Annotated in this window: 34 protein-coding genes; all 34 read right to left on the bottom strand. The window is 47.6% G+C overall.

What is annotated here, in order from left to right; genetic code table 11:
• Positions 1-32: 32 nt before the first annotated feature.
• Positions 33-725 (bottom strand): phosphoadenylyl-sulfate reductase, encoded by a 693-nt coding sequence (locus LOS79_RS28220; RefSeq protein WP_315414078.1) that lies wholly within the window; start codon positions 723-725, stop codon positions 33-35.
• 246 nt (positions 726-971) lie between these two features.
• A complete protein-coding gene (gene rpsI / locus LOS79_RS28215; protein WP_036692433.1) occupies positions 972-1,364 on the bottom strand; it encodes a 30S ribosomal protein S9 in 393 nt (130 codons plus the stop codon).
• Positions 1,365-1,384: 20 nt separating this feature from the next.
• Complete coding sequence (gene rplM, locus LOS79_RS28210; protein ID WP_042140128.1) at positions 1,385-1,822, bottom strand: 50S ribosomal protein L13; 438 nt, start codon at positions 1,820-1,822, stop codon at positions 1,385-1,387.
• A gap of 202 nt (positions 1,823-2,024) precedes the next feature.
• Positions 2,025-2,837: a tRNA pseudouridine(38-40) synthase TruA gene (truA, locus tag LOS79_RS28205; protein ID WP_315414076.1), complete on the bottom strand. Its 813-nt coding sequence runs from the start codon at positions 2,835-2,837 to the stop codon at positions 2,025-2,027.
• Positions 2,838-3,026: 189 nt separating this feature from the next.
• Entirely contained in the window at positions 3,027-3,392 is a 366-nt protein-coding gene (gene rplQ / locus LOS79_RS28200) for a 50S ribosomal protein L17 (protein WP_019908254.1), read from the bottom strand.
• Between the two features lie 43 nt (positions 3,393-3,435).
• A complete protein-coding gene (locus tag LOS79_RS28195) occupies positions 3,436-4,380 on the bottom strand; it encodes a DNA-directed RNA polymerase subunit alpha (RefSeq protein WP_315414074.1) in 945 nt (314 codons plus the stop codon).
• 131 nt (positions 4,381-4,511) lie between these two features.
• Entirely contained in the window at positions 4,512-4,907 is a 396-nt protein-coding gene (gene rpsK, locus LOS79_RS28190; RefSeq protein WP_020427052.1) for a 30S ribosomal protein S11, read from the bottom strand.
• A gap of 19 nt (positions 4,908-4,926) precedes the next feature.
• Positions 4,927-5,295 (bottom strand): 30S ribosomal protein S13, encoded by a 369-nt coding sequence (gene rpsM / locus LOS79_RS28185; protein WP_025706577.1) that lies wholly within the window; start codon positions 5,293-5,295, stop codon positions 4,927-4,929.
• A 19-nt stretch (positions 5,296-5,314) separates the two neighbouring features.
• A complete protein-coding gene (gene rpmJ / locus LOS79_RS28180; protein ID WP_003322638.1) occupies positions 5,315-5,428 on the bottom strand; it encodes a 50S ribosomal protein L36 in 114 nt (37 codons plus the stop codon).
• 53 nt (positions 5,429-5,481) lie between these two features.
• Complete coding sequence (infA, locus tag LOS79_RS28175; RefSeq protein WP_018753971.1) at positions 5,482-5,697, bottom strand: translation initiation factor IF-1; 216 nt, start codon at positions 5,695-5,697, stop codon at positions 5,482-5,484.
• A gap of 2 nt (positions 5,698-5,699) precedes the next feature.
• Positions 5,700-6,008 (bottom strand): KOW domain-containing RNA-binding protein, encoded by a 309-nt coding sequence (locus tag LOS79_RS28170; protein WP_315414069.1) that lies wholly within the window; start codon positions 6,006-6,008, stop codon positions 5,700-5,702.
• A gap of 11 nt (positions 6,009-6,019) precedes the next feature.
• Positions 6,020-6,772, bottom strand: a complete 753-nt coding sequence (gene map, locus LOS79_RS28165; protein WP_315414068.1) for a type I methionyl aminopeptidase — start codon at positions 6,770-6,772, stop codon at positions 6,020-6,022.
• A 4-nt stretch (positions 6,773-6,776) separates the two neighbouring features.
• The gene (locus LOS79_RS28160) at positions 6,777-7,421 is read right to left on the bottom strand and encodes an adenylate kinase (RefSeq protein ID WP_315414066.1); all 645 of its coding nucleotides are present in this window, start codon (positions 7,419-7,421) and stop codon (positions 6,777-6,779) included.
• A gap of 98 nt (positions 7,422-7,519) precedes the next feature.
• The gene (secY, locus tag LOS79_RS28155) at positions 7,520-8,818 is read right to left on the bottom strand and encodes a preprotein translocase subunit SecY (protein ID WP_315414064.1); all 1,299 of its coding nucleotides are present in this window, start codon (positions 8,816-8,818) and stop codon (positions 7,520-7,522) included.
• Positions 8,818-9,258, bottom strand: a complete 441-nt coding sequence (gene rplO, locus LOS79_RS28150) for a 50S ribosomal protein L15 (RefSeq protein WP_315414062.1) — start codon at positions 9,256-9,258, stop codon at positions 8,818-8,820. Before rplO ends, secY begins: the two co-directional genes overlap by 1 nt.
• A gap of 40 nt (positions 9,259-9,298) precedes the next feature.
• Complete coding sequence (rpmD, locus tag LOS79_RS28145) at positions 9,299-9,484, bottom strand: 50S ribosomal protein L30 (protein WP_039877387.1); 186 nt, start codon at positions 9,482-9,484, stop codon at positions 9,299-9,301.
• Between the two features lie 14 nt (positions 9,485-9,498).
• On the bottom strand, positions 9,499-9,996 hold the full coding sequence (gene rpsE, locus LOS79_RS28140) for a 30S ribosomal protein S5 (protein ID WP_036652980.1): 498 nt from the start codon (positions 9,994-9,996) through the stop codon (positions 9,499-9,501).
• A gap of 26 nt (positions 9,997-10,022) precedes the next feature.
• Positions 10,023-10,391 carry a 50S ribosomal protein L18 gene (gene rplR / locus LOS79_RS28135; protein ID WP_054943978.1) on the bottom strand — a complete coding sequence of 123 codons (369 nt, stop codon included), beginning with the start codon at positions 10,389-10,391 and terminating at the stop codon, positions 10,023-10,025.
• Between the two features lie 84 nt (positions 10,392-10,475).
• Positions 10,476-11,018 (bottom strand): 50S ribosomal protein L6, encoded by a 543-nt coding sequence (rplF, locus tag LOS79_RS28130; RefSeq protein ID WP_315414057.1) that lies wholly within the window; start codon positions 11,016-11,018, stop codon positions 10,476-10,478.
• A 30-nt stretch (positions 11,019-11,048) separates the two neighbouring features.
• Positions 11,049-11,447 carry a 30S ribosomal protein S8 gene (gene rpsH, locus LOS79_RS28125; RefSeq protein WP_019908239.1) on the bottom strand — a complete coding sequence of 133 codons (399 nt, stop codon included), beginning with the start codon at positions 11,445-11,447 and terminating at the stop codon, positions 11,049-11,051.
• Positions 11,448-11,479: 32 nt separating this feature from the next.
• Positions 11,480-11,665, bottom strand: a complete 186-nt coding sequence (locus tag LOS79_RS28120; RefSeq protein WP_206102160.1) for a type Z 30S ribosomal protein S14 — start codon at positions 11,663-11,665, stop codon at positions 11,480-11,482.
• A gap of 44 nt (positions 11,666-11,709) precedes the next feature.
• Positions 11,710-12,252, bottom strand: a complete 543-nt coding sequence (rplE, locus tag LOS79_RS28115) for a 50S ribosomal protein L5 (RefSeq protein WP_315414053.1) — start codon at positions 12,250-12,252, stop codon at positions 11,710-11,712.
• A gap of 30 nt (positions 12,253-12,282) precedes the next feature.
• A complete protein-coding gene (rplX, locus tag LOS79_RS28110) occupies positions 12,283-12,636 on the bottom strand; it encodes a 50S ribosomal protein L24 (protein WP_019908235.1) in 354 nt (117 codons plus the stop codon).
• A 108-nt stretch (positions 12,637-12,744) separates the two neighbouring features.
• A complete protein-coding gene (rplN, locus tag LOS79_RS28105) occupies positions 12,745-13,113 on the bottom strand; it encodes a 50S ribosomal protein L14 (RefSeq protein ID WP_019908234.1) in 369 nt (122 codons plus the stop codon).
• Positions 13,114-13,151: 38 nt separating this feature from the next.
• Entirely contained in the window at positions 13,152-13,418 is a 267-nt protein-coding gene (gene rpsQ, locus LOS79_RS28100; protein WP_036692400.1) for a 30S ribosomal protein S17, read from the bottom strand.
• 43 nt (positions 13,419-13,461) lie between these two features.
• The gene (gene rpmC / locus LOS79_RS28095) at positions 13,462-13,659 is read right to left on the bottom strand and encodes a 50S ribosomal protein L29 (protein ID WP_019908232.1); all 198 of its coding nucleotides are present in this window, start codon (positions 13,657-13,659) and stop codon (positions 13,462-13,464) included.
• Positions 13,649-14,083 carry a 50S ribosomal protein L16 gene (gene rplP, locus LOS79_RS28090; protein WP_020427064.1) on the bottom strand — a complete coding sequence of 145 codons (435 nt, stop codon included), beginning with the start codon at positions 14,081-14,083 and terminating at the stop codon, positions 13,649-13,651. The genes rpmC and rplP overlap by 11 nt, the downstream gene beginning before the upstream one ends.
• A 2-nt stretch (positions 14,084-14,085) precedes the next feature.
• Positions 14,086-14,751, bottom strand: coding sequence for a 30S ribosomal protein S3 (rpsC, locus tag LOS79_RS28085; protein WP_068727661.1), 666 nt, complete (start codon positions 14,749-14,751; stop codon positions 14,086-14,088).
• Positions 14,752-14,764: 13 nt separating this feature from the next.
• Positions 14,765-15,097 carry a 50S ribosomal protein L22 gene (gene rplV, locus LOS79_RS28080; RefSeq protein ID WP_019908228.1) on the bottom strand — a complete coding sequence of 111 codons (333 nt, stop codon included), beginning with the start codon at positions 15,095-15,097 and terminating at the stop codon, positions 14,765-14,767.
• Between the two features lie 31 nt (positions 15,098-15,128).
• A complete protein-coding gene (gene rpsS / locus LOS79_RS28075) occupies positions 15,129-15,407 on the bottom strand; it encodes a 30S ribosomal protein S19 (protein ID WP_315414046.1) in 279 nt (92 codons plus the stop codon).
• A gap of 75 nt (positions 15,408-15,482) precedes the next feature.
• Positions 15,483-16,313: a 50S ribosomal protein L2 gene (gene rplB, locus LOS79_RS28070; protein WP_315414045.1), complete on the bottom strand. Its 831-nt coding sequence runs from the start codon at positions 16,311-16,313 to the stop codon at positions 15,483-15,485.
• A gap of 27 nt (positions 16,314-16,340) precedes the next feature.
• On the bottom strand, positions 16,341-16,634 hold the full coding sequence (gene rplW, locus LOS79_RS28065; protein WP_019908225.1) for a 50S ribosomal protein L23: 294 nt from the start codon (positions 16,632-16,634) through the stop codon (positions 16,341-16,343).
• Entirely contained in the window at positions 16,634-17,257 is a 624-nt protein-coding gene (rplD, locus tag LOS79_RS28060) for a 50S ribosomal protein L4 (RefSeq protein WP_315414044.1), read from the bottom strand. The genes rplW and rplD overlap by 1 nt, the downstream gene beginning before the upstream one ends.
• Before the next feature lie 25 nt (positions 17,258-17,282).
• A complete protein-coding gene (rplC, locus tag LOS79_RS28055) occupies positions 17,283-17,906 on the bottom strand; it encodes a 50S ribosomal protein L3 (RefSeq protein WP_315414043.1) in 624 nt (207 codons plus the stop codon).
• Between the last annotated feature and the right edge of the window lie 7 nt (positions 17,907-17,913).

Raw genomic sequence — 17,913 nt, 5'->3', positions numbered from 1 at the left:
TTATTCTCTCCTTTTGTATAAGAGCTGGCGTTTTATTTATGCAGTCCGCATTCCGTCTTCTCCGATCCGGACCATCTTCCGGCACGCGGATCCTCACCAGGCATAACCGCCCGGGTGCATTGTTCACAGCCGATACTCGGGAAATTGCGGTCATGCAGCGGGTTATAAATCACATCATTCTCACGGATATAATTCCACACATCTTCTGTGGTCCAGTTCGCAATTGGATTAAACTTGACGAGGCCGAATTTATTATCATATTCTACCTTCTTAGCGTTAGCCCGGGTTGGGGCCTGATCACGGCGGATACCGGTAATCCAAGCATCATATTGTGAAAGAATCCGGGTAAGAGGTTCGACCTTGCGGATCGCACAGCACTGGTTCGGGTCCACATTCCATAGAGCCTCTCCATATTGCAGCGCCTGTTCTTCTACTGTAATCTGCGGCGACACACGCACAAATTCCATCCCGTACTTATCAGCCATAAGATCTCTGGTCTCATAGGTTTCTTTGAAGTGATAATCAGTATCGAGGTAGAACACATCTGTTGAGGGGCTAACCTTCTGAATCATGTCTACCAGCACTACATCCTCAGCACCGAAGCTGCAGGCAAATGTTATATTAGGAAAAGTCTCAACTGCCCAGCGGATAATCTCCTCGGGAGCGGCATTCTCCAGTTCTTCAGCCTTCACTCTGATTAAATCCTCTTTCTCAAGCAGATTCATCTAATCTTCCTCCATCCGGATATCGCCAAGATCGAATCCTCTGAGAGATTAATCCCGACTAATTCTATATGGTATAGTATATAGATTTCGGTAGCGAAGTCAATGGGTTTTGTTCATTTTGGAATAAAGTATGCAAAATAACCCTATTTAGCGGGGGCTTTAGCTTAAATGTCACCTTAGGTAACTAAAAAAGCTCCCGGCCAAAAGGCCAGGAGCTTAAGTTCCTTGATAACAAGGAGACAAATCTTAACGTTTCGAGAACTGTGGAGCGCGACGAGCAGCTTTGAGGCCGTATTTCTTACGTTCCTTCATACGTGGGTCACGAGTCAGGAAGCCGGCTTTCTTCAGCGTACCGCGGTATTCAGGGTCAACTTTGAGCAATGCACGGGAAATCCCGTGGCGGATTGCGCCAGCTTGACCGGAAATGCCGCCACCATGTGCAAGCACGATTACATCGTAGCTGCCCAGGGTTTCAGTCAGGTTCAAAGGTTGTCTTACGATCATTTTCAGTGTTTCTACACCGAAATATTCGTCCATCTCGCGTTTGTTAATGACAATGCGTCCTTCACCCGGTACAAGGCGAACACGTGCTACCGAATGTTTACGACGACCTGTCCCATAGTATTGTACTTGTGCCATGAAACTGTCCTCCTTTATTCTTATCCGCGAAGTTCGTAAACTTCAGGTTTTTGTGCTGCATGTGGATGTTCAGCGCCTGCATATACTTTGAGTCTCAGCTTCATGTGGTCCCCTTGACGAGTCTTAGGAATCATGCCATGAACTGCGAATTCAATCATACGCTCAGGTTTGGTCTTGATCAGGTCTTCTGCAACAGTAACCTTCAGACCGCCTGGGTGCATCGAGTGACGGTAGTATTTCTTGTTTTGCATTTTCTTGCCGGTCAGGTGAATCTTCTCAGCGTTGATAACAATTACGAAATCTCCAGTATCAACATGTGGAGTGAATTGCGGTTTGTGTTTGCCGCGGATCAGAGCAGCGGCTTCGCTTGCCAAACGACCAAGTGTTTTGCCTTCGGCATCAATGATGTGCCAATTGCGTTCAACTTCGTTCGGCTTCGCCATGTAGGTGGTACGCATGAATGTTTCCTCCTTGTTCTCGTACGAAAATCATATGTTTCGTATATCTTATTTCTCATTGGATTACGGTTATGTGAGTTAAAGTAAAGCTTGTTTGTTGGCATTTCCTTGATCGGGGCTGTGGGATAGCCATCAAGAAAACACAACTTTTATATTACAGTATAAACACGACAAGTGCAAGTGATTTTTAACTTTTCAAACACTATTTTTCTGGATCCACAGTGTACTGATCAGCCTGCATCATACTCTCGTCATATTCCACACTCCAAAGCGCCAGACCTTTGGCTACAGCCGTAGGCCCAGCAGCAGCTCGGTCACACGCAGCAAGAATTCCAGGAACTTTTGTCGGACTGATTTTGCCTTCTCCCACCTGCATCAGTGTCCCCATAATAATGCGTACCATATGCTGCAGAAAGCCGTTACCTGTAATATAAGTATGGACTACTCCCTGGTCGGCAGAGCCAAGGCGGCACATACTGCGGTCAATCTCAAGCTTCGCGTCAAAAATCGTCCGCACATGTGAAGTCTTGGTAGACTTCCTGGAAGCGAATGAAGTGTAATCATGCGTGCCTAGCAGACCTGCCAGCCCTAACTCCATCGCCTGGATATCCAGTTTCCCCGGGTGGTGATGCTGCCAGCGCCGCTGGAACGGATCCGGGAACCGGTTGCCGTTAATCGTGTATCTGTAGGTTTTGCGCTTCGCCCCTCTGCGGGAGTGGAACGCAAGCGGAACCTCCGAGGCCTCGGTGACCACGATATCCTGGGGCAGCCTGGCATTAAGCGCGAGACACCAGCGTTCCACGGGGATCTGGGAGGAGGTCATGAAGTTAAACGGCTGGCCGTAAGCATGTACTCCCGCATCCGTCCGTCCTGAGCCCGTTATTTTGAGCGTCTCGCCGGTCAGATGGAGAATTGCATATTCCAGCTTGTCCTGAATCGTATTGCCCTGAGGCTGGGTCTGAAAGCCATCATAATGGGTACCGTCATAATTGACTTTCATCAATAGATTGCGCATTTCATTCTCCTGTTAGTCCATATACTTAGTACTCATAACCCTTTTCAAAAAAAAAGAGCCCCGGCGGGAGCTCCTTCTACTCTATACAAGGTGATTCCCGCGGTTAGTTGCACAGCAGGGTCTAAATACCCTGCAGTACAATAACGTTAAATACGTAATGCGTACATCCGGAAATCATGGCTTGTGAAACTACGCGCGGTCTACCAGTTCAAGATAAACCATAGGCGCAGCATCGCCACGGCGAGGTCCCAGCTTCAGGATACGAGTGTATCCGCCTGGACGCTCTGTGTAACGAGGAGCAATATCAGAGAACAGTTTCTGGATTGCATCCTGTTCACCGTCTACAGTCTCACGACGAACAAATGCAGCTACTTGACGGCGAGCATGAAGATCGCCCTTTTTCGCTTTAGTGATCAGTTTCTCAGCGATAGAACGAACTTCTTTCGCTTTGGCTTCTGTTGTCTGGATGCGTTCGTATAGGAACAGATCCGTTACCATGTCGCGGAACAAAGCTTTACGCGCGCTGGAATCACGGCCCAATTTTTGGTATGCCATTTGTTTTCCCTCCTTCACTCAAGTCTCAAGCAACTTAAGAATGCTATTCCTCTGTACGAAGTCCCAAACCAAGTTCCTCAAGCTTCTCTTGAACCTCTTCCAAAGATTTGCGGCCCAGGTTGCGGACCTTCATCATATCTTCTTCAGTTTTCGTAGTCAGCTCTTGCACGGTATTAATACCGGCACGTTTGAGGCAGTTGTAGGAACGGACAGAAAGATCAAGCTCTTCGATCGTCATCTCGAGTACTTTTTCTTTTTTGTCTTCTTCTTTTTCAACCATAATTTCGGCGTCTTTCGCTTCATCCGTAAGTCCTACGAACAGAACGAGGTGCTCGTTCAAAATTTTGGCTCCAAGGCTAACAGCTTCTTCCGGTCTGATACTGCCATCTGTCCAAACTTCCAGCGTCAACTTATCGTAGTTAGTCACCTGACCAACACGAGTGTTATCGATAACGTAGTTTACGCGGGAAATCGGGGTGTAGATAGAGTCAACCGGAATAACTCCGATTGGCTGATCGTCGCGTTTGTTCCGGTCCGCTTGGACGTAGCCGCGACCACGGCCTGCAAAAATGCGCATGTGTAGTCTCGCACCAGGTCCCAGCGTTGCAATATGAAGATCCGGGTTCAGGATCTCAACATCGCTGTCCGCACGGATATCACCTGCGGTAACGATGCCTTCTCCTTCAGCATCAATCTCGAACACTTTCTCTTCATCCGAATGAATCTTCAGAGAAAGAGCTTTAAGGTTCAGGATGATCTCCGTCACATCTTCCATTACGCCGGGAACGGTCGAGAACTCATGCAGAACGCCGTCAATTTGGACCGAAGTCACTGCGGCTCCCGGAAGGGAGGAAAGCAGGATCCGGCGAAGCGAGTTCCCCAGAGTCGTGCCATATCCACGTTCCAGCGGTTCAACTACGAATTTCCCATAGGTCCCATCATCATTGGCTTCTACGGTCTCAATCTTCGGCTTTTCGATTTCTATCACGAGTGTACCCCTCCTTCAAACGTCGCTCCTATATGAAACAGTCACCCCATCAGGTGTATCATGTAGTATGCCTAAACACCTATTATTAGCAGATGCGTCAGAATTATACCACAATCACAATTCTGATTTCACTATACGCGGCGACGCTTCGGCGGACGGCATCCATTGTGAGGAACCGGAGTTACGTCTTTAATGAGGTTTACTTCAAGGCCAGCGGCCTGAAGGGAACGGATGGCTGCTTCGCGGCCCGCGCCCGGTCCTTTAACCATAACTTCAACGGACTTCATGCCGTGTTCCATAGCTGCTTTAGCAGCAGTTTCGGCTGCCATTTGCGCTGCAAATGGAGTCGATTTACGGGAACCTTTGAATCCTTGACCGCCGGAGCTTGCCCAGGAAATTGCATTTCCGTGAGGGTCCGTGATCGTAACGATAGTGTTGTTGAACGTGGAACGGATGTGTGCCACGCCAGACTCGATATTTTTCCGGTCGCGACGTTTCGTACGTACGACTTTTTTCGGTTTAGCCATTGTCTCTTATCACCTCTTCTTATTTCTTTTTGTTTGCTACAGTGCGACGCGGGCCTTTACGGGTACGGGCATTTGTTTTGGTGCGTTGACCGCGAACAGGCAATCCACGACGGTGACGAACACCGCGGTAACAGCCGATCTCAGTAAGACGCTTAATATTCAAGGAAATTTCACGACGAAGGTCACCTTCAACCTTAACCTGCTTGTCGATCGTTTCACGCAGTTTGCTGACTTCATCTTCCGTCAAATCACGGACACGTGTGTTAACGTCAATGCCTGTTTCATTAAGAATTTTCTGGGAAGTCGTTTTACCGATTCCGAAAATATAAGTCAAGGCGATCTCAACGCGTTTGTCACGTGGCAAATCCACTCCAGCTATACGAGCCATTTTACGCTACACCCCCTTCTTAACCTTGTTTTTGTTTGTGTTTCGGATTTTCGCAAATTACCATAACAGTCCCTTTGCGGCGGATGACTTTGCATTTTTCGCAAATGGGCTTTACAGAAGGTCTTACCTTCATGTTAATTACCTCCTCAAAGTTTTGCGAAGCAAAACTTTTGTTGTAGTTCCCATCTATTTACGGTAAGTTATACGACCTTTTGATAAATCATAAGGCGATAACTGCACGACCACTTTGTCTCCGGTTAGGATACGGATAAAGTGCATCCGCAATTTCCCGGACACATGGGCAAGAATTTGATGACCGTTCTCAAGCTCAACCTTAAACGTTGCGTTAGGCAACGGTTCGATGACCGTTCCTTCTACCTCAATGACGTCTTCCTTAGCCACAGTTAGTCTCCTTTCTCATAAGCACTTTTTCCGGCAGGCACTCCATACTTCATTACTGCGAACCGCAGCTTTCCGTTGGTTACCCGGCCGGTTTCTTCCAAACTGTCTACAACCTCACTGCTGATGAAGGGTATGAGCTCCAAATGCTGAATATTCTTCTTCTTCGGAGCATCAAACTTGCGTTTGTCCCCATCAGCAATATATACAAACCTGCTATCAGCAACTGCGATAACAACGGCAGCCTCTCCGGCATCCTTGCCTTTGAGGATTCTCACGATTTGACCAACCTGCGGGCTGCTCCCAGTATTCACGTGAAGATCACCTACGCATTCAGTTTTGTGAAAATCTCCATGCCGTCCGGTGTAACAGCTACCGTATGCTCAAAGTGAGCGCACAGTGATCCGTCTACCGTAACGACCGTCCAGTTATCTTCCAGCGTTCTGACATATCTGTCCCCTGCGTTAACCATCGGCTCAATCGCGAGCACCATGCCCGGCTTCAGACGAGGCCCGCGGCCTTCTATGCCATAGTTTGGAATTTGCGGTTCTTCATGCAGTTCTGCCCCAATGCCATGCCCCACATACTCGCGGACAACGGAGAAGCCGGCGTCCTCAATATAGGTTTGAATGGCGTGGGAGATTGTAAACAGGCGCACATCCGGCTTAACTAACGCCAGTCCTGCGTACAAGGAGCCTTCCGTGACGTCCAGCAGACGCTGGGCTTCTGCGGAAATGCTGCCCACCCCGTAGGTCCAGGCGGAATCACCATGATAACCACGGTATTCTGCACCGATATCGAGCGTCACAATGTCGCCTTCTACCAGTTTGCGTTTACCTGGAAATCCATGCACCAATTGTTCGTTGACTGAAGCGCAAATGCTGGCAGGAAAACCGTTGTAACCTTTGAAAGACGGCACAGCACCTTGACTGCGAATGTACTCATCGGCGATTCTGTCGAGCTCTCCGGTTGTGATGCCAGGCTCTATGGCCGCAGCGATCAGCCGGTGACTCTCGGCAACAATTCGACCAGCTTCCCTCATAAAGGCAAGTTCCTGTTCGGATTTACAAATGATCATTACATTAACCCCGCAGTAAAGATACGATTTCGGAAGTAACGACACCAATTTCGTTCTCTCCGTTTACCTGACGCAAAAGACCTTTATCGTCATAGAATGCAAGCAGCGGCGCTGTTTTGTTATCATACTCATCCAGACGCTTGCCTACACTTTCTTCGTTGTCATCCGGACGCTGATACAATTCACCGCTATCAATGTCGCAGATGCCTTCTTGCTTCGGCGGGTTGAAAATTAAATGGTAGGATGTTCCGCAAGTGCTGCAGATCCGGCGTCCCGTAAGGCGTGCCATCAGCAGTCCGCGATCCACATTCAAGTTGATTACGTGATCCAGTGAAGTCCCGAGCCGGCCAAGGATTTCTCCCAGCGCTTCCGCTTGCGAAAGGGTTCTTGGAAAACCATCCAATAAAAAACCTTTTTCGCAATCGGACTGCTGCAGCCGTTCTTCAACGATTCCAATAGTCACATCATCAGGTACAAGCAAACCTTGCTCCGTGTAAGATTTAGCTTTCAGCCCGATCGGAGTTCCCTGCTTGATTGCCAAGCGGAAAGCATCCCCGGTCGAAATATGCGGAATCCCTAGCTCTTTCACAATAACAGCGGCTTGTGTTCCCTTGCCTGCCCCAGGAGGGCCCATGAATAAAATGTTCACGATTCTCTTCTCCCCCCGCAAGTTCGCCACCAAGCAAGAAACAGCACAATAGGTACCGGGAAGTTTAAGAACTTAGGTACTTCACCGGAACCTATCGCCTATTTATTGATGAAGCCTTTGTAATGGCGTTTGATCAATTGGCTCTCGATCTGCTTCATGGTATCCAGTGCTACCCCGATTACGATCAGCAGTGCAGTACCGCCGATTTTCACCTGCTTAGGCAGCCCTGCCAGAGTACCAAAGAACATTGGCAAAATGGAGATCAAAGCCAGGAACAACGCGCCCGACATAGTCAGACGGGACATTACTCTGGTCAGATATTTCTCAGTTGCCTTGCCCGGACGTATACCTGGAATGTATCCGCCGTTCTTCTTCATGTTCTCTGCCATCTGCTGCGGATTCATCTGGACAAACGTATAGAAGAACGTAAATCCGATGATCATTACCACATACAGAAGCATACCCAGAGGAGCTTCAATTGCCAAATACTTAGCAATCCATTTTGCCCACTCATGCGTAGACCAGAAAGATGAGAGAACAACCGGGAATTGAAGCAGTGAAACGGCGAAGATAACCGGAATTACACCAGCCGCATTAATTTTAAGCGGAATATGTGTATTCTGTCCACCGTACATTTTGTTACCGACTACGCGTTTAGCGTATTGAACCGGGATTTTACGGATACCTTGTTGAACAAAGATAACCCCGACAATAATCGCTACAACCACGAGCAGTATAATAACGACTTTAAGAATATTCAGGAACATCTGATCCGGCTGGATAAAGCTCGATTGTGCCGTAGCCGTGAAATATCCCGGTATAGCAGCGACGATTCCCGCAAAAATCAGGATCGAGATCCCGTTTCCTATTCCCTTTTCAGTGATCTGCTCACCTAACCACATCAGGAACGATGTACCCGCCGTCAGAATGATCGCGATCAGCAAGTAATCCGCAAAGGTTGCATTTGGAATCATCTCAGTGCCATAAATCCGGTTAAACCCGATAGATGTGGCAAACGCTTGAATCAAACCGAGCACTACCGTGCCGTAACGCGTAATTTGCGCCAGTTGTTTCTTACCGTGCTCCCCTTGTTTGGCCCATTCGGCAAACTTAGGGATAACATCCATCGACAGTAATTGCACGATGATGGATGCTGTAATGTACGGGTAAATACTGATCGCAAAAATCGAGAAGTTTTTGAGCGCTCCGCCCGAGAAGGTGTTCAAAAGACCCATCAAAGCGTCTCCGCTCTGATTTGTTGATTCCAGCACTGCTTTGTTCACACCGGGAACCGGTACAAACGAACCGATGCGGTAGATGATCAGAACGAACAGGGTAAACAGGATCTTTTTGCGCAAATCTTCAACATGCCATATATTCTTAAGCGTCTTGAACATTAGATCACCTCGGTTTTACCGCCGGCAGCTTCGATTTTCTCTACCGCAGATTGAGAGAACTTATTTGCTTGTACAGTCAATTTAACAGTGAGTTCACCGTTGCCGAGAATCTTAATGCCGCTCTTAGTGTTGCTGACAACACCAGTTTCAAGCAACAGCGCCGGAGTTACTTCTGTTCCTTCAGCAAAGCTGTTCAGATCTTCAAGGTTCACAATCGCGTACTCTTTACGGGTAGGATTGATGAAACCACGTTTAGGCAGACGACGATAGAGTGGGTTTTGTCCACCCTCGAAGCCTGGACGCACACCACCGCCGGAGCGGGAGTTTTGACCTTTGTGACCACGGCCCGAAGTTTTACCGTTCCCGCTACTTGGACCACGACCAACGCGGTTGCGTTCTTTGCGTGAACCAGGAGCTGGAGCAAGTTCATGTAACTTCATCGTTTGCACCTCCTTATGTTTGTTAATTTATGCGAGGCAATTAGCCTTCAATTTCTGTAACGGACAGCAAGTGGCCCACTTTATTGATCATCCCGCGAATTGCAGGAGTGTCGTTGTGAACCACGGTCGAGTTAGTTTTGCCCAGGCCGAGCGTCTTAACAGTAACACGTTGTGTTTGTGGACGTCCGATTACACTGCGCACGAGGGTAATTTGCAATTTAGCCATTGACGTTCCCCTCCTTAACCGCGTAATTCTTCGACAGATTTGCCGCGAAGTTTCGCGACTTCTTCAATGCGCTTCAGACGGGAAAGACCCTCTAAAGTTGCATTGACCATGTTCATGGAATTCGAAGAACCCAGAGATTTTGTCAAGATGTCGCCAACGCCTGCCAATTCAAGTACCGCACGAACTGGACCACCAGCGATAACGCCGGTACCTTCGGATGCTGGTTTCAGCAGAACGCGTCCTGCGCCGAAATGTCCAGTAACCAGGTGAGGAATCGAAGTTCCTACGATTGGAATGTGAATCAGGTTTTTCTTGGCGTCTTCAATGCCTTTGCGGATGGCATCCGGAACTTCGCCGGCTTTACCGATACCTGCACCGACGTAGCCGTTGCCATCGCCCACAACAACGAGTGCACTAAAGCTGAAACGGCGTCCGCCTTTTACAACTTTTGCAACACGGTTAATGTGTACAACTCTTTCTGTCAGTTCTAAACTGTTCGGATCTACACGCAAGTCGTTAACCTCCTTTTAGAAATATTCTAGAATTCAAGACCAGCTTCGCGAGCTGCATCAGCCAAAGCTTGAATCCGTCCATGGTACAAGTATCCACCGCGGTCAAATACGACCACTGCATAACCTTTTGCTTTAGCGCGCTCAGCGATCAATTGACCTACTTTGCTTGCAGCTTCAACGCTGCCGCCATTGCCGATTGTAGCGCTCAATTCTTTATCAAGTGTGGAGGCAGAAACGATTGTTACGCCTGTCACGTCATCGATCAGTTGAGCGTAGATGTGTTTCGAAGAACGGAACACGTTCAAACGTGGACGCTCAGTAGTTCCCTGGATCTTTTTACGAACACGCAGGTGACGTTTGAGACGAGCCTTGTTTTTATCCTCTTTTGTAATCATGACTTCCCTTTCACTCCCTTCAGTTTGCCGTTAAGAGCTTCACTTTAAGATGCGCGGGGTATCTTACAATTAAGGTAGAGCTGGTTATTTCTTCTTACCAGCTTTACCTTCCTTGCGGATGATACGCTCGCCTTCATATTTGATACCTTTACCTTTGTACGGCTCAGGTTCACGTACGGAACGGATTTTGGCAGCATAAGCGCCTACGCGTTCTTTATCGATACCTCTAACGATGATCTTCGTGTTCGCAGGAACTTCGAACTCGATGCCCGCTTCCGGTGTAATTTCAACCGGGTGGGAGTAACCAACGTTCAGTACGATTTTATCTCCGGATTTGCTTGCACGATATCCGACCCCAACCAGCTCCAGAGATTTCGAGAAACCTTCAGTCACACCACTCACCATGTTGTTGACAACGGAGCGGGTTGTGCCGTGAAGTGAACGATGCAGTTTGTTGTCCGACGGGCGAACAACAGTGATTTCGTTATTTTCAACTGTAATCTTCATGTCTTTATGAAGCTCACGAGTCAAAGTGCCTTTAGGACCTTTTACTGTAATAACGGCGTTGTCCAAAGTGACATCTACACCGCTAGGTACTGCGATTGGTTTGCGACCAATACGAGACATGTGTTGCACCTCCTTATCTTGTGACGTTTATTACCAAATGTAGCAGACAACTTCTCCGCCGGATTTTGATTGACGAGCTTCTTTGTCGGTCATAACTCCCTTAGATGTGGAGATAATCGCGATTCCAAGGCCACCGAGTACACGAGGCACTTCATTGCTCTTCGTGTATACGCGAAGACCTGGTTTACTGATTCTTTTCAGACCGGAGATAACGCGCTCCTGGTTCGGGCCGTATTTCAAGAAGATACGGATAATCCCTTGTTTGCTATCTTCAACGAATTCAGCATCACGGATGAAACCTTCACGTTTCAGGATGTCCGCGATTTGTTTCTTCATAGTAGAAGCAGGCATTTCTACTGTCTCGTGACGCACAGTGTTGGCGTTACGAATACGAGTAAGCATATCTGCAATAGGATCAGACATAGTCATGTGTGTAAACCTCCTTCCCGTTTATAAACTTCTTACCAACTTGCTTTTTTCACGCCAGGGATCTGGCCTTTATAAGCTAATTCACGGAAACAAATTCTGCAAATTTTGTACTTTTGCAGTACCGAATGTGGACGACCGCAACGCTCGCAACGTGTATATGCACGCACTTTGAACTTAGGCTCGCGTTGTTGTTTAACTTTCATTGAAGTCTTTGCCACTTAGACTGACACCTCCTAAACATTTTCGGAGAAATGGATATTTCTTATTTTGTGAAAGGCATGCCCAGCTGATTCAGCAGCTCACGGGATTCCTCGTCCGTCTTAGCAGTAGTTACGATAACGATGTCCATACCGCGGACCTTATCCACTTTGTCATATTCGATTTCCGGGAAGATCAATTGCTCTTTAAGACCCAGTGTGTAGTTACCGCGGCCGTCGAAGGCTTTAGCAGATACACCACGGAAGTCACGTACGCGTGGAAGCGTTACGTTGATCAATTTATCCAGGAAGTAATACATACGCTCGCCGCGCAGTGTTACTTTAACCCCGATCGGCATATTTTCGCGCAGTTTGAAACCGGCGATGGATTTTTTTGCTTTAGTGATTACCGGCTTTTGACCAGCGATCAGCTGCAAATCATTAACTGCAGCATCAAGTACTTTGGAGTTCTGAACAGCGTCACCCACACCCATGTTGATGACGATCTTCTCGATCTTAGGCACTTGCATAACAGTTGTATAGTTGAACTTCTGCATCAGAGCAGGTGTAATTTCATTCAAATAACGTTCTTTCATTCTTGCTGCCATGAAGTTTTACCTCCTTTCATTGGGACTGTATTAGTCGATAATCTCTCCGGATCTCTTAGCAACCCGAACCTTCTTACCGTTATCGAGTACTTTGTAACCAATACGGGTTACTTTGCCGCTCTTCGGATCGATGTGCATTACGTTGGACACATGGATCGAAGCTTCTTGCTCGATGATTCCGCCTTGCGGATTCAACTGGTTCGGCTTCTGGTGTTTTTTCACCATGTTTACGCCTTCTACCAGGACGCGGTTTTCACGAGGATAAGCAGCGATGACACGGCCTTTTTTACCTTTGTCTTTCCCGCTGATCACAAGTACCACATCATCTTTCTTCACGTGCAGTTTATTGTTATGGGATTCCAGAACTTTTTTCACTCTAGGCATTTATTACACCTCCTATAACTGACCGTCAGAGTCGTGCAGGTCTTTGGGGCCCCCCGAAAAGTATTCGGCATTAACCTCAGAGCAACACGTCACTTTTTGGGGATTTTTTTAGATTACTTCCGGTGCCAAGGAAACGATCTTCATGTAGTCCTTATCGCGAAGTTCGCGAGCAACAGGTCCGAAGATACGGGTTCCGCGCGGGCTTCTGTCGTCTTTAACAACAACAGCTGCGTTTTCGTCGAATGCGATGTAAGAACCGTCTTTACGGCGTACAGAACGCTTAGTACGAACAACTACCGCTTTAACAACATCACCTTTTTTGACAACGCCGCCTGGTGTTGCTTGTTTAACGGAACAAACGATCAGATCACCGATTGCTGCTGTCCGGCGTCCAGTACCACCCAGTACGCGGATACACATCAGTTCCTTCGCACCAGAGTTGTCAGCCACATGCAAACGTGTAAATGGTTGAATCATTATTAAGTTCCTCCTTCCGGAAAGGGTTCAGCTTGGGATTAGATGATAACCGCTTTTTCTACCACTTCAACCAGTCTCCACCGTTTGTCTTTGGACAATGGACGAGTTTCCATGACTTTCACGACATCACCAATTTTAGCTACATTCTCTTCATCATGTGCCTTGAATTTCTTCGTGGACTTGATGCGTTTGTGGTACAGATTGTGCTTTTTATAGGTTTCAACAGCAATTACGATGGTTTTATCCATTTTGTCGCTGACTACTTTACCGATCAGCACTTTACGTGCATTACGCTCTTCGCTCATAATTAGCCTCCTTCCTGATTACGGATTAAGAATCCGCCGTCACTTAACTGATGCCAAGTACTCTTTGATGGATTACGGTTTTAGCACGAGCTATTTCCTTGCGCACATCACGAATCCGAGTCGGGTTATCCAGTTGGCCAGTTGCCAATTGAAAACGGAGATTGAAAAGTTCCTCTTTGAAACCAGCGATTTTCTGTTCAATCTCGGCAGTGGTTAAGTTGCGAAGTTCATTAGCTTTCATTTGCTTCACCACCCAATTCTTCACGTTTCACAAACTTAGTCTTTACAGGCAGCTTGTGAGCGGCAAGACGCATCGCTTCACGAGCGATTTCTTCCGACACGCCTCCGAGTTCGAACATAATCTTGCCCGGTTTAACCACGGCTACCCATTTCTCAACGTTACCTTTACCACTACCCATACGAACCTCAAGAGGCTTCTGAGTAATAGGCTTATCTGGGAAAATCTTGATCCAAACCTGACCGCCACGTTTGATGTAACGTGTCATTGCGATACGGGCAGCTTCGATCTGACGGTTCGTGATCCAAGATGGTTCAAGAGCCTGCAGGCCGAATTCGCCGAAGTTAAGTTCTGTACCGCCTTTTGCCATACCCTTCATGTGACCGCGTTGTTGCTTGCGGTGTTTAACGCGCTTTGGTACCAACATGATTAGTTGCCTCCTTCCTGAGCAGCTTGTTTCTTAGCTGGGGGAAGAACTTCTCCACGGTAGATCCATACTTTTACGCCGATACGGCCGTAAGTTGTATGTGCTTCAGCTGTTCCGTAATCGATATCAGCACGAAGCGTATGAAGTGGAACTGTTCCTTCGCTATAACCTTCTGAACGGGCAATCTCAGCGCCGCCAAGACGTCCGCCAACCTGAGTTTTAATTCCCTTTGCGCCGGAACGCATAGTTCTTTGGATCGCTTGTTTCAGAGCACGACGGAACGATACGCGACGTTCCAATTGTTGTGCAATGCTTTCAGCAACGAGAATTGCATCCAGTTCAGGGTGTTTAATTTCATTGATGTTGATGTGTACTTTCTTACCGCCGGCAATAGCTGTAACTGCGCTGCGAAGTACTTCTACTTCTGCTCCGCCTTTACCAATTACCATACCTGGTTTAGCTGTGTGAATTGTAACATTCACTCGGCTTGCCGCTCTTTCGATCTCAATGCGGGAAACAGAGGAATCTTTCAATTTGCCTTTAAGGTATTCACGGATTTTGACGTCTTCCATTAAAAGAGTACCGAAATCTTTACCTGCATACCATTTAGATTCCCAATCGCGAATGACACCGATTCGGAGTCCGACTGGATTGACCTTTTGACCCACGTGTTATCCCTCCTTATTTCTCAGATACCACCAAAGTAATGTGGCTGGTACGTTTATTGATCCGGCTTGCACGGCCCATGGCGCGTGGACGGAAACGTTTCATAGTTGGACCCTGGTTAACGAAAACTTCGCTAACGAACAAGCTGTTCACGTCCATAGAGTAGTTATGCTCAGCGTTCGCAATCGCCGAGTTCAACAGCTTCTCAACAACCGGAGAAGCGGATTTCGGAGTGTGGCGAAGAATTGCAATTGCTTCCCCCACTTGCTTGCCGCGAATCAAGTCAACAACCAGTTTCGCTTTACGAGCGGAAATCCGCACCGATCTTGCATGTGCTTTTGCTTCCATTGTTTTCCCTCCTCTCAAACGAAGACGTTAATTATCTTCTTGTTTTCTTATCGTCACTCGCATGGCCTTTGTAAGTACGTGTTGGCGCGAACTCGCCCAATTTGTGACCTACCATATCTTCCGTTACGTATACAGGCACGTGTTTGCGGCCGTCATATACACCAAACGTATGTCCGATAAACTGAGGGAAAATGGTTGAGCGACGGGACCAGGTTTTAACAACAACTTTCTTGTCTGCCTCGTTCAAGTCTTCAACTTTTTTCAGCAGGTAGCCATCAATGAATGGCCCCTTTTTTAAACTGCGACCCATGTGTGAATCCTCCCTTCATCCGGTTCTTCAAACCGCGAATCGACGCTTCGCGCTTGCTAACATGCCAGAAGCGTCTTATTTCGTGCGGCGGCGAACGATATATTTATCAGATGCCTTGTTTTTCTTACGCGTTTTGTAGCCAAGGGTCGGTTTGCCCCAAGGAGACATTGGCGATTTACGTCCGATTGGAGCGCGGCCTTCACCACCACCGTGTGGGTGATCGTTAGGGTTCATTACTACCCCGCGAACTTCAGGACGTTGGCCAAGCCAGCGACTGCGTCCGGCTTTACCGATTTTGATCAATTCATGATCTTCGTTACCTACGGATCCGATGGTTGCACGGCATACGCTAAGAATTCTGCGAACTTCACCGGAGTTCAAACGAACGGATACGTATTTTTCTTCTTTACCAAGCAATTGAGCTTCTGTACCGGCAGCACGGACCAGCTGTCCGCCTTTACCTGGTTTCAACTCAATATTGTGGATAACTGTACCTACTGGAATGTTTTCCAGTGGAAGTGCGTTACCGATCTTGATGTCAGAAGCAGGACCCGACTCAACTTTATCCCCAACTTTAAGGCCTTTAGGAGCGATGATATAACGTTTCTCTCCATCAGCATAGTGGATCAAAGCAATATTAGAAGTACGGTTAGGGTCATACTCGATTGTAGCAACGCTACCTGGTATGCCATCTTTGGTCCGCTTGAAGTCGATAATACGGTATTTACGTTTGTGTCCGCCGCCATGGTGACGAACTGTAATTTTACCTTGGTTATTACGGCCGGCTTTTTTGCTCAGCGGAGCCAAAAGCGATTTCTCAGGCTGGTTTGTTGTGATTTCTTCAAACGTAGACACAGACATGTTGCGTCTTGCCGGAGAGGTCGGTTTGTACTTTTTGATTGGCACTATAGTTTCCTCCTTACTTTAAGAGTATTATTCTACCGCTTCAAAGAATTCAAGCGGCTTGCTGTCCGGGCTAAGTTTAACGATGGCTTTTTTCCACTCTGGAGTGTATCCAGAATATTTGCCGTAACGTTTCAGTTTACCAGGTACGCGCATTGTGTTCACACTAACGACTTTAACTTTAAAAATAGCCTCGACAGCTTTTTTGATTTCGGTCTTGTTAGCACGGATATCCACTTCAAAAGCGTATTTCAATTCGCTCATGTATTCGGATGTGCGTTCCGTAATCACTGGACGCTTAATAATATCCCGAGGATCTTTCATTACGCGAACACCTCCTCTACCTTCAGAACTGCTTCTTTAGTGATAATCAGCTTGTCGTACGTCAGTACGTCAAGAACATTAATGCCGTCAGCCGCTACGAATTTCACCCCAGGGATGTTACGAGCGGAAAGTGCTACATTGTCATCATAGCTCGGAGCTACGATTAGGGCCTTGCTGCCCACTTTAAGATTGTTCAGAATCGCCGCGAATTCTTTCGTCTTCGGAGCATTCAGTGTCAGGCTATCCAATACGATAATGTCATTCCCGATAACTTTCGAGGACAACGCGGACTTGATAGCAAGACGGCGAACCTTCTTAGGCAATTTCCAGGAATAGCTGCGTGGTGTTGGTCCGAAGACTACGCCGCCGCCTTTCCATTGTGGAGAACGAATGGAGCCTTGACGAGCACGACCTGTACCTTTTTGTTTCCAAGGCTTGCGTCCGCCGCCACGCACTTCAGAACGTCCTTTTACTTTGTGTGTACCGCGACGAAGGGAAGCTCTCTGCATAAGCGCAGCTTCGTGCAGCACGTGCACGTTAGGCTCGATACCGAAAACGGAATCACTCAGTTCAACTTCGCCAACTTCGTTACCACTAGTATTGAAAAGTGTTACTTTTGGCATTTCATGTTCCTCCTTTCTTCAGAAATTATTTCTTAACGGTTTGTTTAACTTTCACGAAGCTGTTTTTAGGACCTGGAATAGCGCCTTTAACCAGCAGTACATTACGTTCTACGTCAACACGGATGATCTCAAGCTTCTGAACCGTAACGGTTGCATGACCCATGTGTCCTGGCAGGCGTTTGCCCTTAGGAACACGGTTAGCCTGGATGGAACCCATGGAGCCCGGTCTTCTGTGGTAACGCGATCCGTGTGCCATTGGTCCACGGCTTTGTCCCCAGCGTTTGATGTTACCCTGGAAACCTTTACCCTTCGAAGTACCTGTAACGTCAACAAATTCGCCTTCAGCGAAGATGTCAGCCTTAAGCTCTTGTCCAACCTCGAGTGACCCGAGGTCAACACCGCGAATTTCGCGAACGTAGCGCTTAGGTGTTGCATTTGCCTTTTTGGCGTGACCCTGTTCAGGCTTGTTGGAGCGGCTTTCCTTTTTGTCGGAGAAACCCAACTGCACTGCTTCATATCCGTCGATATTCAGGTCTTTCTTTTGCAGTACCACACAAGGTCCAGCTTCGATAACCGATACAGCGATCACGTTACCTTCTGGAGTAAACACTTGAGTCATACCGAGTTTTTTTCCTAAGATACCTTTCATGTTGACA

It is taken from the genome of Paenibacillus sp. MMS20-IR301, from assembly GCF_032302195.1.
Classification (GTDB): Bacteria; Bacillota; Bacilli; order Paenibacillales; family Paenibacillaceae; genus Paenibacillus_AQ.
The sequence above is the reverse complement of the archived record's forward strand: the minus strand, read 5'-3'. Positions and strand labels throughout refer to the sequence as shown.

Excerpts from the sequence above, each read along its gene's own strand:
- rplQ (WP_019908254.1), bottom strand. The coding sequence starts at position 3,392 with ATGGCATACCAAAAATTGGGCCGTGATTCCAGCGCGCGTAAAGCTTTG.
- rplR (WP_054943978.1), bottom strand. The coding sequence starts at position 10,391 with ATGATTACAAAAGAGGATAAAAACAAGGCTCGTCTCAAACGTCACCTG.
- rplV (WP_019908228.1), bottom strand. The coding sequence starts at position 15,097 with ATGGAAGCAAAAGCACATGCAAGATCGGTGCGGATTTCCGCTCGTAAA.
- rplX (WP_019908235.1), bottom strand. The coding sequence starts at position 12,636 with ATGCCTAGAGTGAAAAAAGTTCTGGAATCCCATAACAATAAACTGCAC.
- rpsH (WP_019908239.1), bottom strand. The coding sequence starts at position 11,447 with ATGACTATGTCTGATCCTATTGCAGATATGCTTACTCGTATTCGTAAC.
- rpsK (WP_020427052.1), bottom strand. The coding sequence starts at position 4,907 with ATGGCTAAACCGAAAAAAGTCGTACGTACGAAACGTCGCGACCGGAAA.
- rplF (WP_315414057.1), bottom strand. The coding sequence starts at position 11,018 with ATGTCTCGTATTGGTCGCAAACCAATCGCAGTACCTAGCGGTGTAGAT.
- map (WP_315414068.1), bottom strand. The coding sequence starts at position 6,772 with ATGATCATTTGTAAATCCGAACAGGAACTTGCCTTTATGAGGGAAGCT.
- rplM (WP_042140128.1), bottom strand. The coding sequence starts at position 1,822 with ATGCGTACCACCTACATGGCGAAGCCGAACGAAGTTGAACGCAATTGG.
- rpsS (WP_315414046.1), bottom strand. The coding sequence starts at position 15,407 with ATGGGTCGCAGTTTAAAAAAGGGGCCATTCATTGATGGCTACCTGCTG.
- truA (WP_315414076.1), bottom strand. The coding sequence starts at position 2,837 with ATGCGCAATCTATTGATGAAAGTCAATTATGACGGTACCCATTATGAT.
- rpmJ (WP_003322638.1), bottom strand. The coding sequence starts at position 5,428 with ATGAAGGTAAGACCTTCTGTAAAGCCCATTTGCGAAAAATGCAAAGTC.
- rpsM (WP_025706577.1), bottom strand. The coding sequence starts at position 5,295 with ATGGCTCGTATAGCTGGAGTGGATTTGCCACGTGACAAACGCGTTGAG.
- rpmC (WP_019908232.1), bottom strand. The coding sequence starts at position 13,659 with ATGAAAGCTAATGAACTTCGCAACTTAACCACTGCCGAGATTGAACAG.
- rplD (WP_315414044.1), bottom strand. The coding sequence starts at position 17,257 with ATGCCAAAAGTAACACTTTTCAATACTAGTGGTAACGAAGTTGGCGAA.
- rpsI (WP_036692433.1), bottom strand. The coding sequence starts at position 1,364 with ATGGCACAAGTACAATACTATGGGACAGGTCGTCGTAAACATTCGGTA.
- rpsQ (WP_036692400.1), bottom strand. The coding sequence starts at position 13,418 with ATGAGCGAAGAGCGTAATGCACGTAAAGTGCTGATCGGTAAAGTAGTC.
- rplW (WP_019908225.1), bottom strand. The coding sequence starts at position 16,634 with ATGAAAGATCCTCGGGATATTATTAAGCGTCCAGTGATTACGGAACGC.
- secY (WP_315414064.1), bottom strand. The coding sequence starts at position 8,818 with ATGTTCAAGACGCTTAAGAATATATGGCATGTTGAAGATTTGCGCAAA.
- rplP (WP_020427064.1), bottom strand. The coding sequence starts at position 14,083 with ATGTTGGTACCAAAGCGCGTTAAACACCGCAAGCAACAACGCGGTCAC.
- rplC (WP_315414043.1), bottom strand. The coding sequence starts at position 17,906 with ATGAAAGGTATCTTAGGAAAAAAACTCGGTATGACTCAAGTGTTTACT.
- rplE (WP_315414053.1), bottom strand. The coding sequence starts at position 12,252 with ATGGCAGCAAGAATGAAAGAACGTTATTTGAATGAAATTACACCTGCT.
- rpmD (WP_039877387.1), bottom strand. The coding sequence starts at position 9,484 with ATGGCTAAATTGCAAATTACCCTCGTGCGCAGTGTAATCGGACGTCCA.
- LOS79_RS28220 (WP_315414078.1), bottom strand. The coding sequence starts at position 725 with ATGAATCTGCTTGAGAAAGAGGATTTAATCAGAGTGAAGGCTGAAGAA.
- rplN (WP_019908234.1), bottom strand. The coding sequence starts at position 13,113 with ATGATTCAACCATTTACACGTTTGCATGTGGCTGACAACTCTGGTGCG.
- rplO (WP_315414062.1), bottom strand. The coding sequence starts at position 9,258 with ATGAAGTTACATGAACTTGCTCCAGCTCCTGGTTCACGCAAAGAACGC.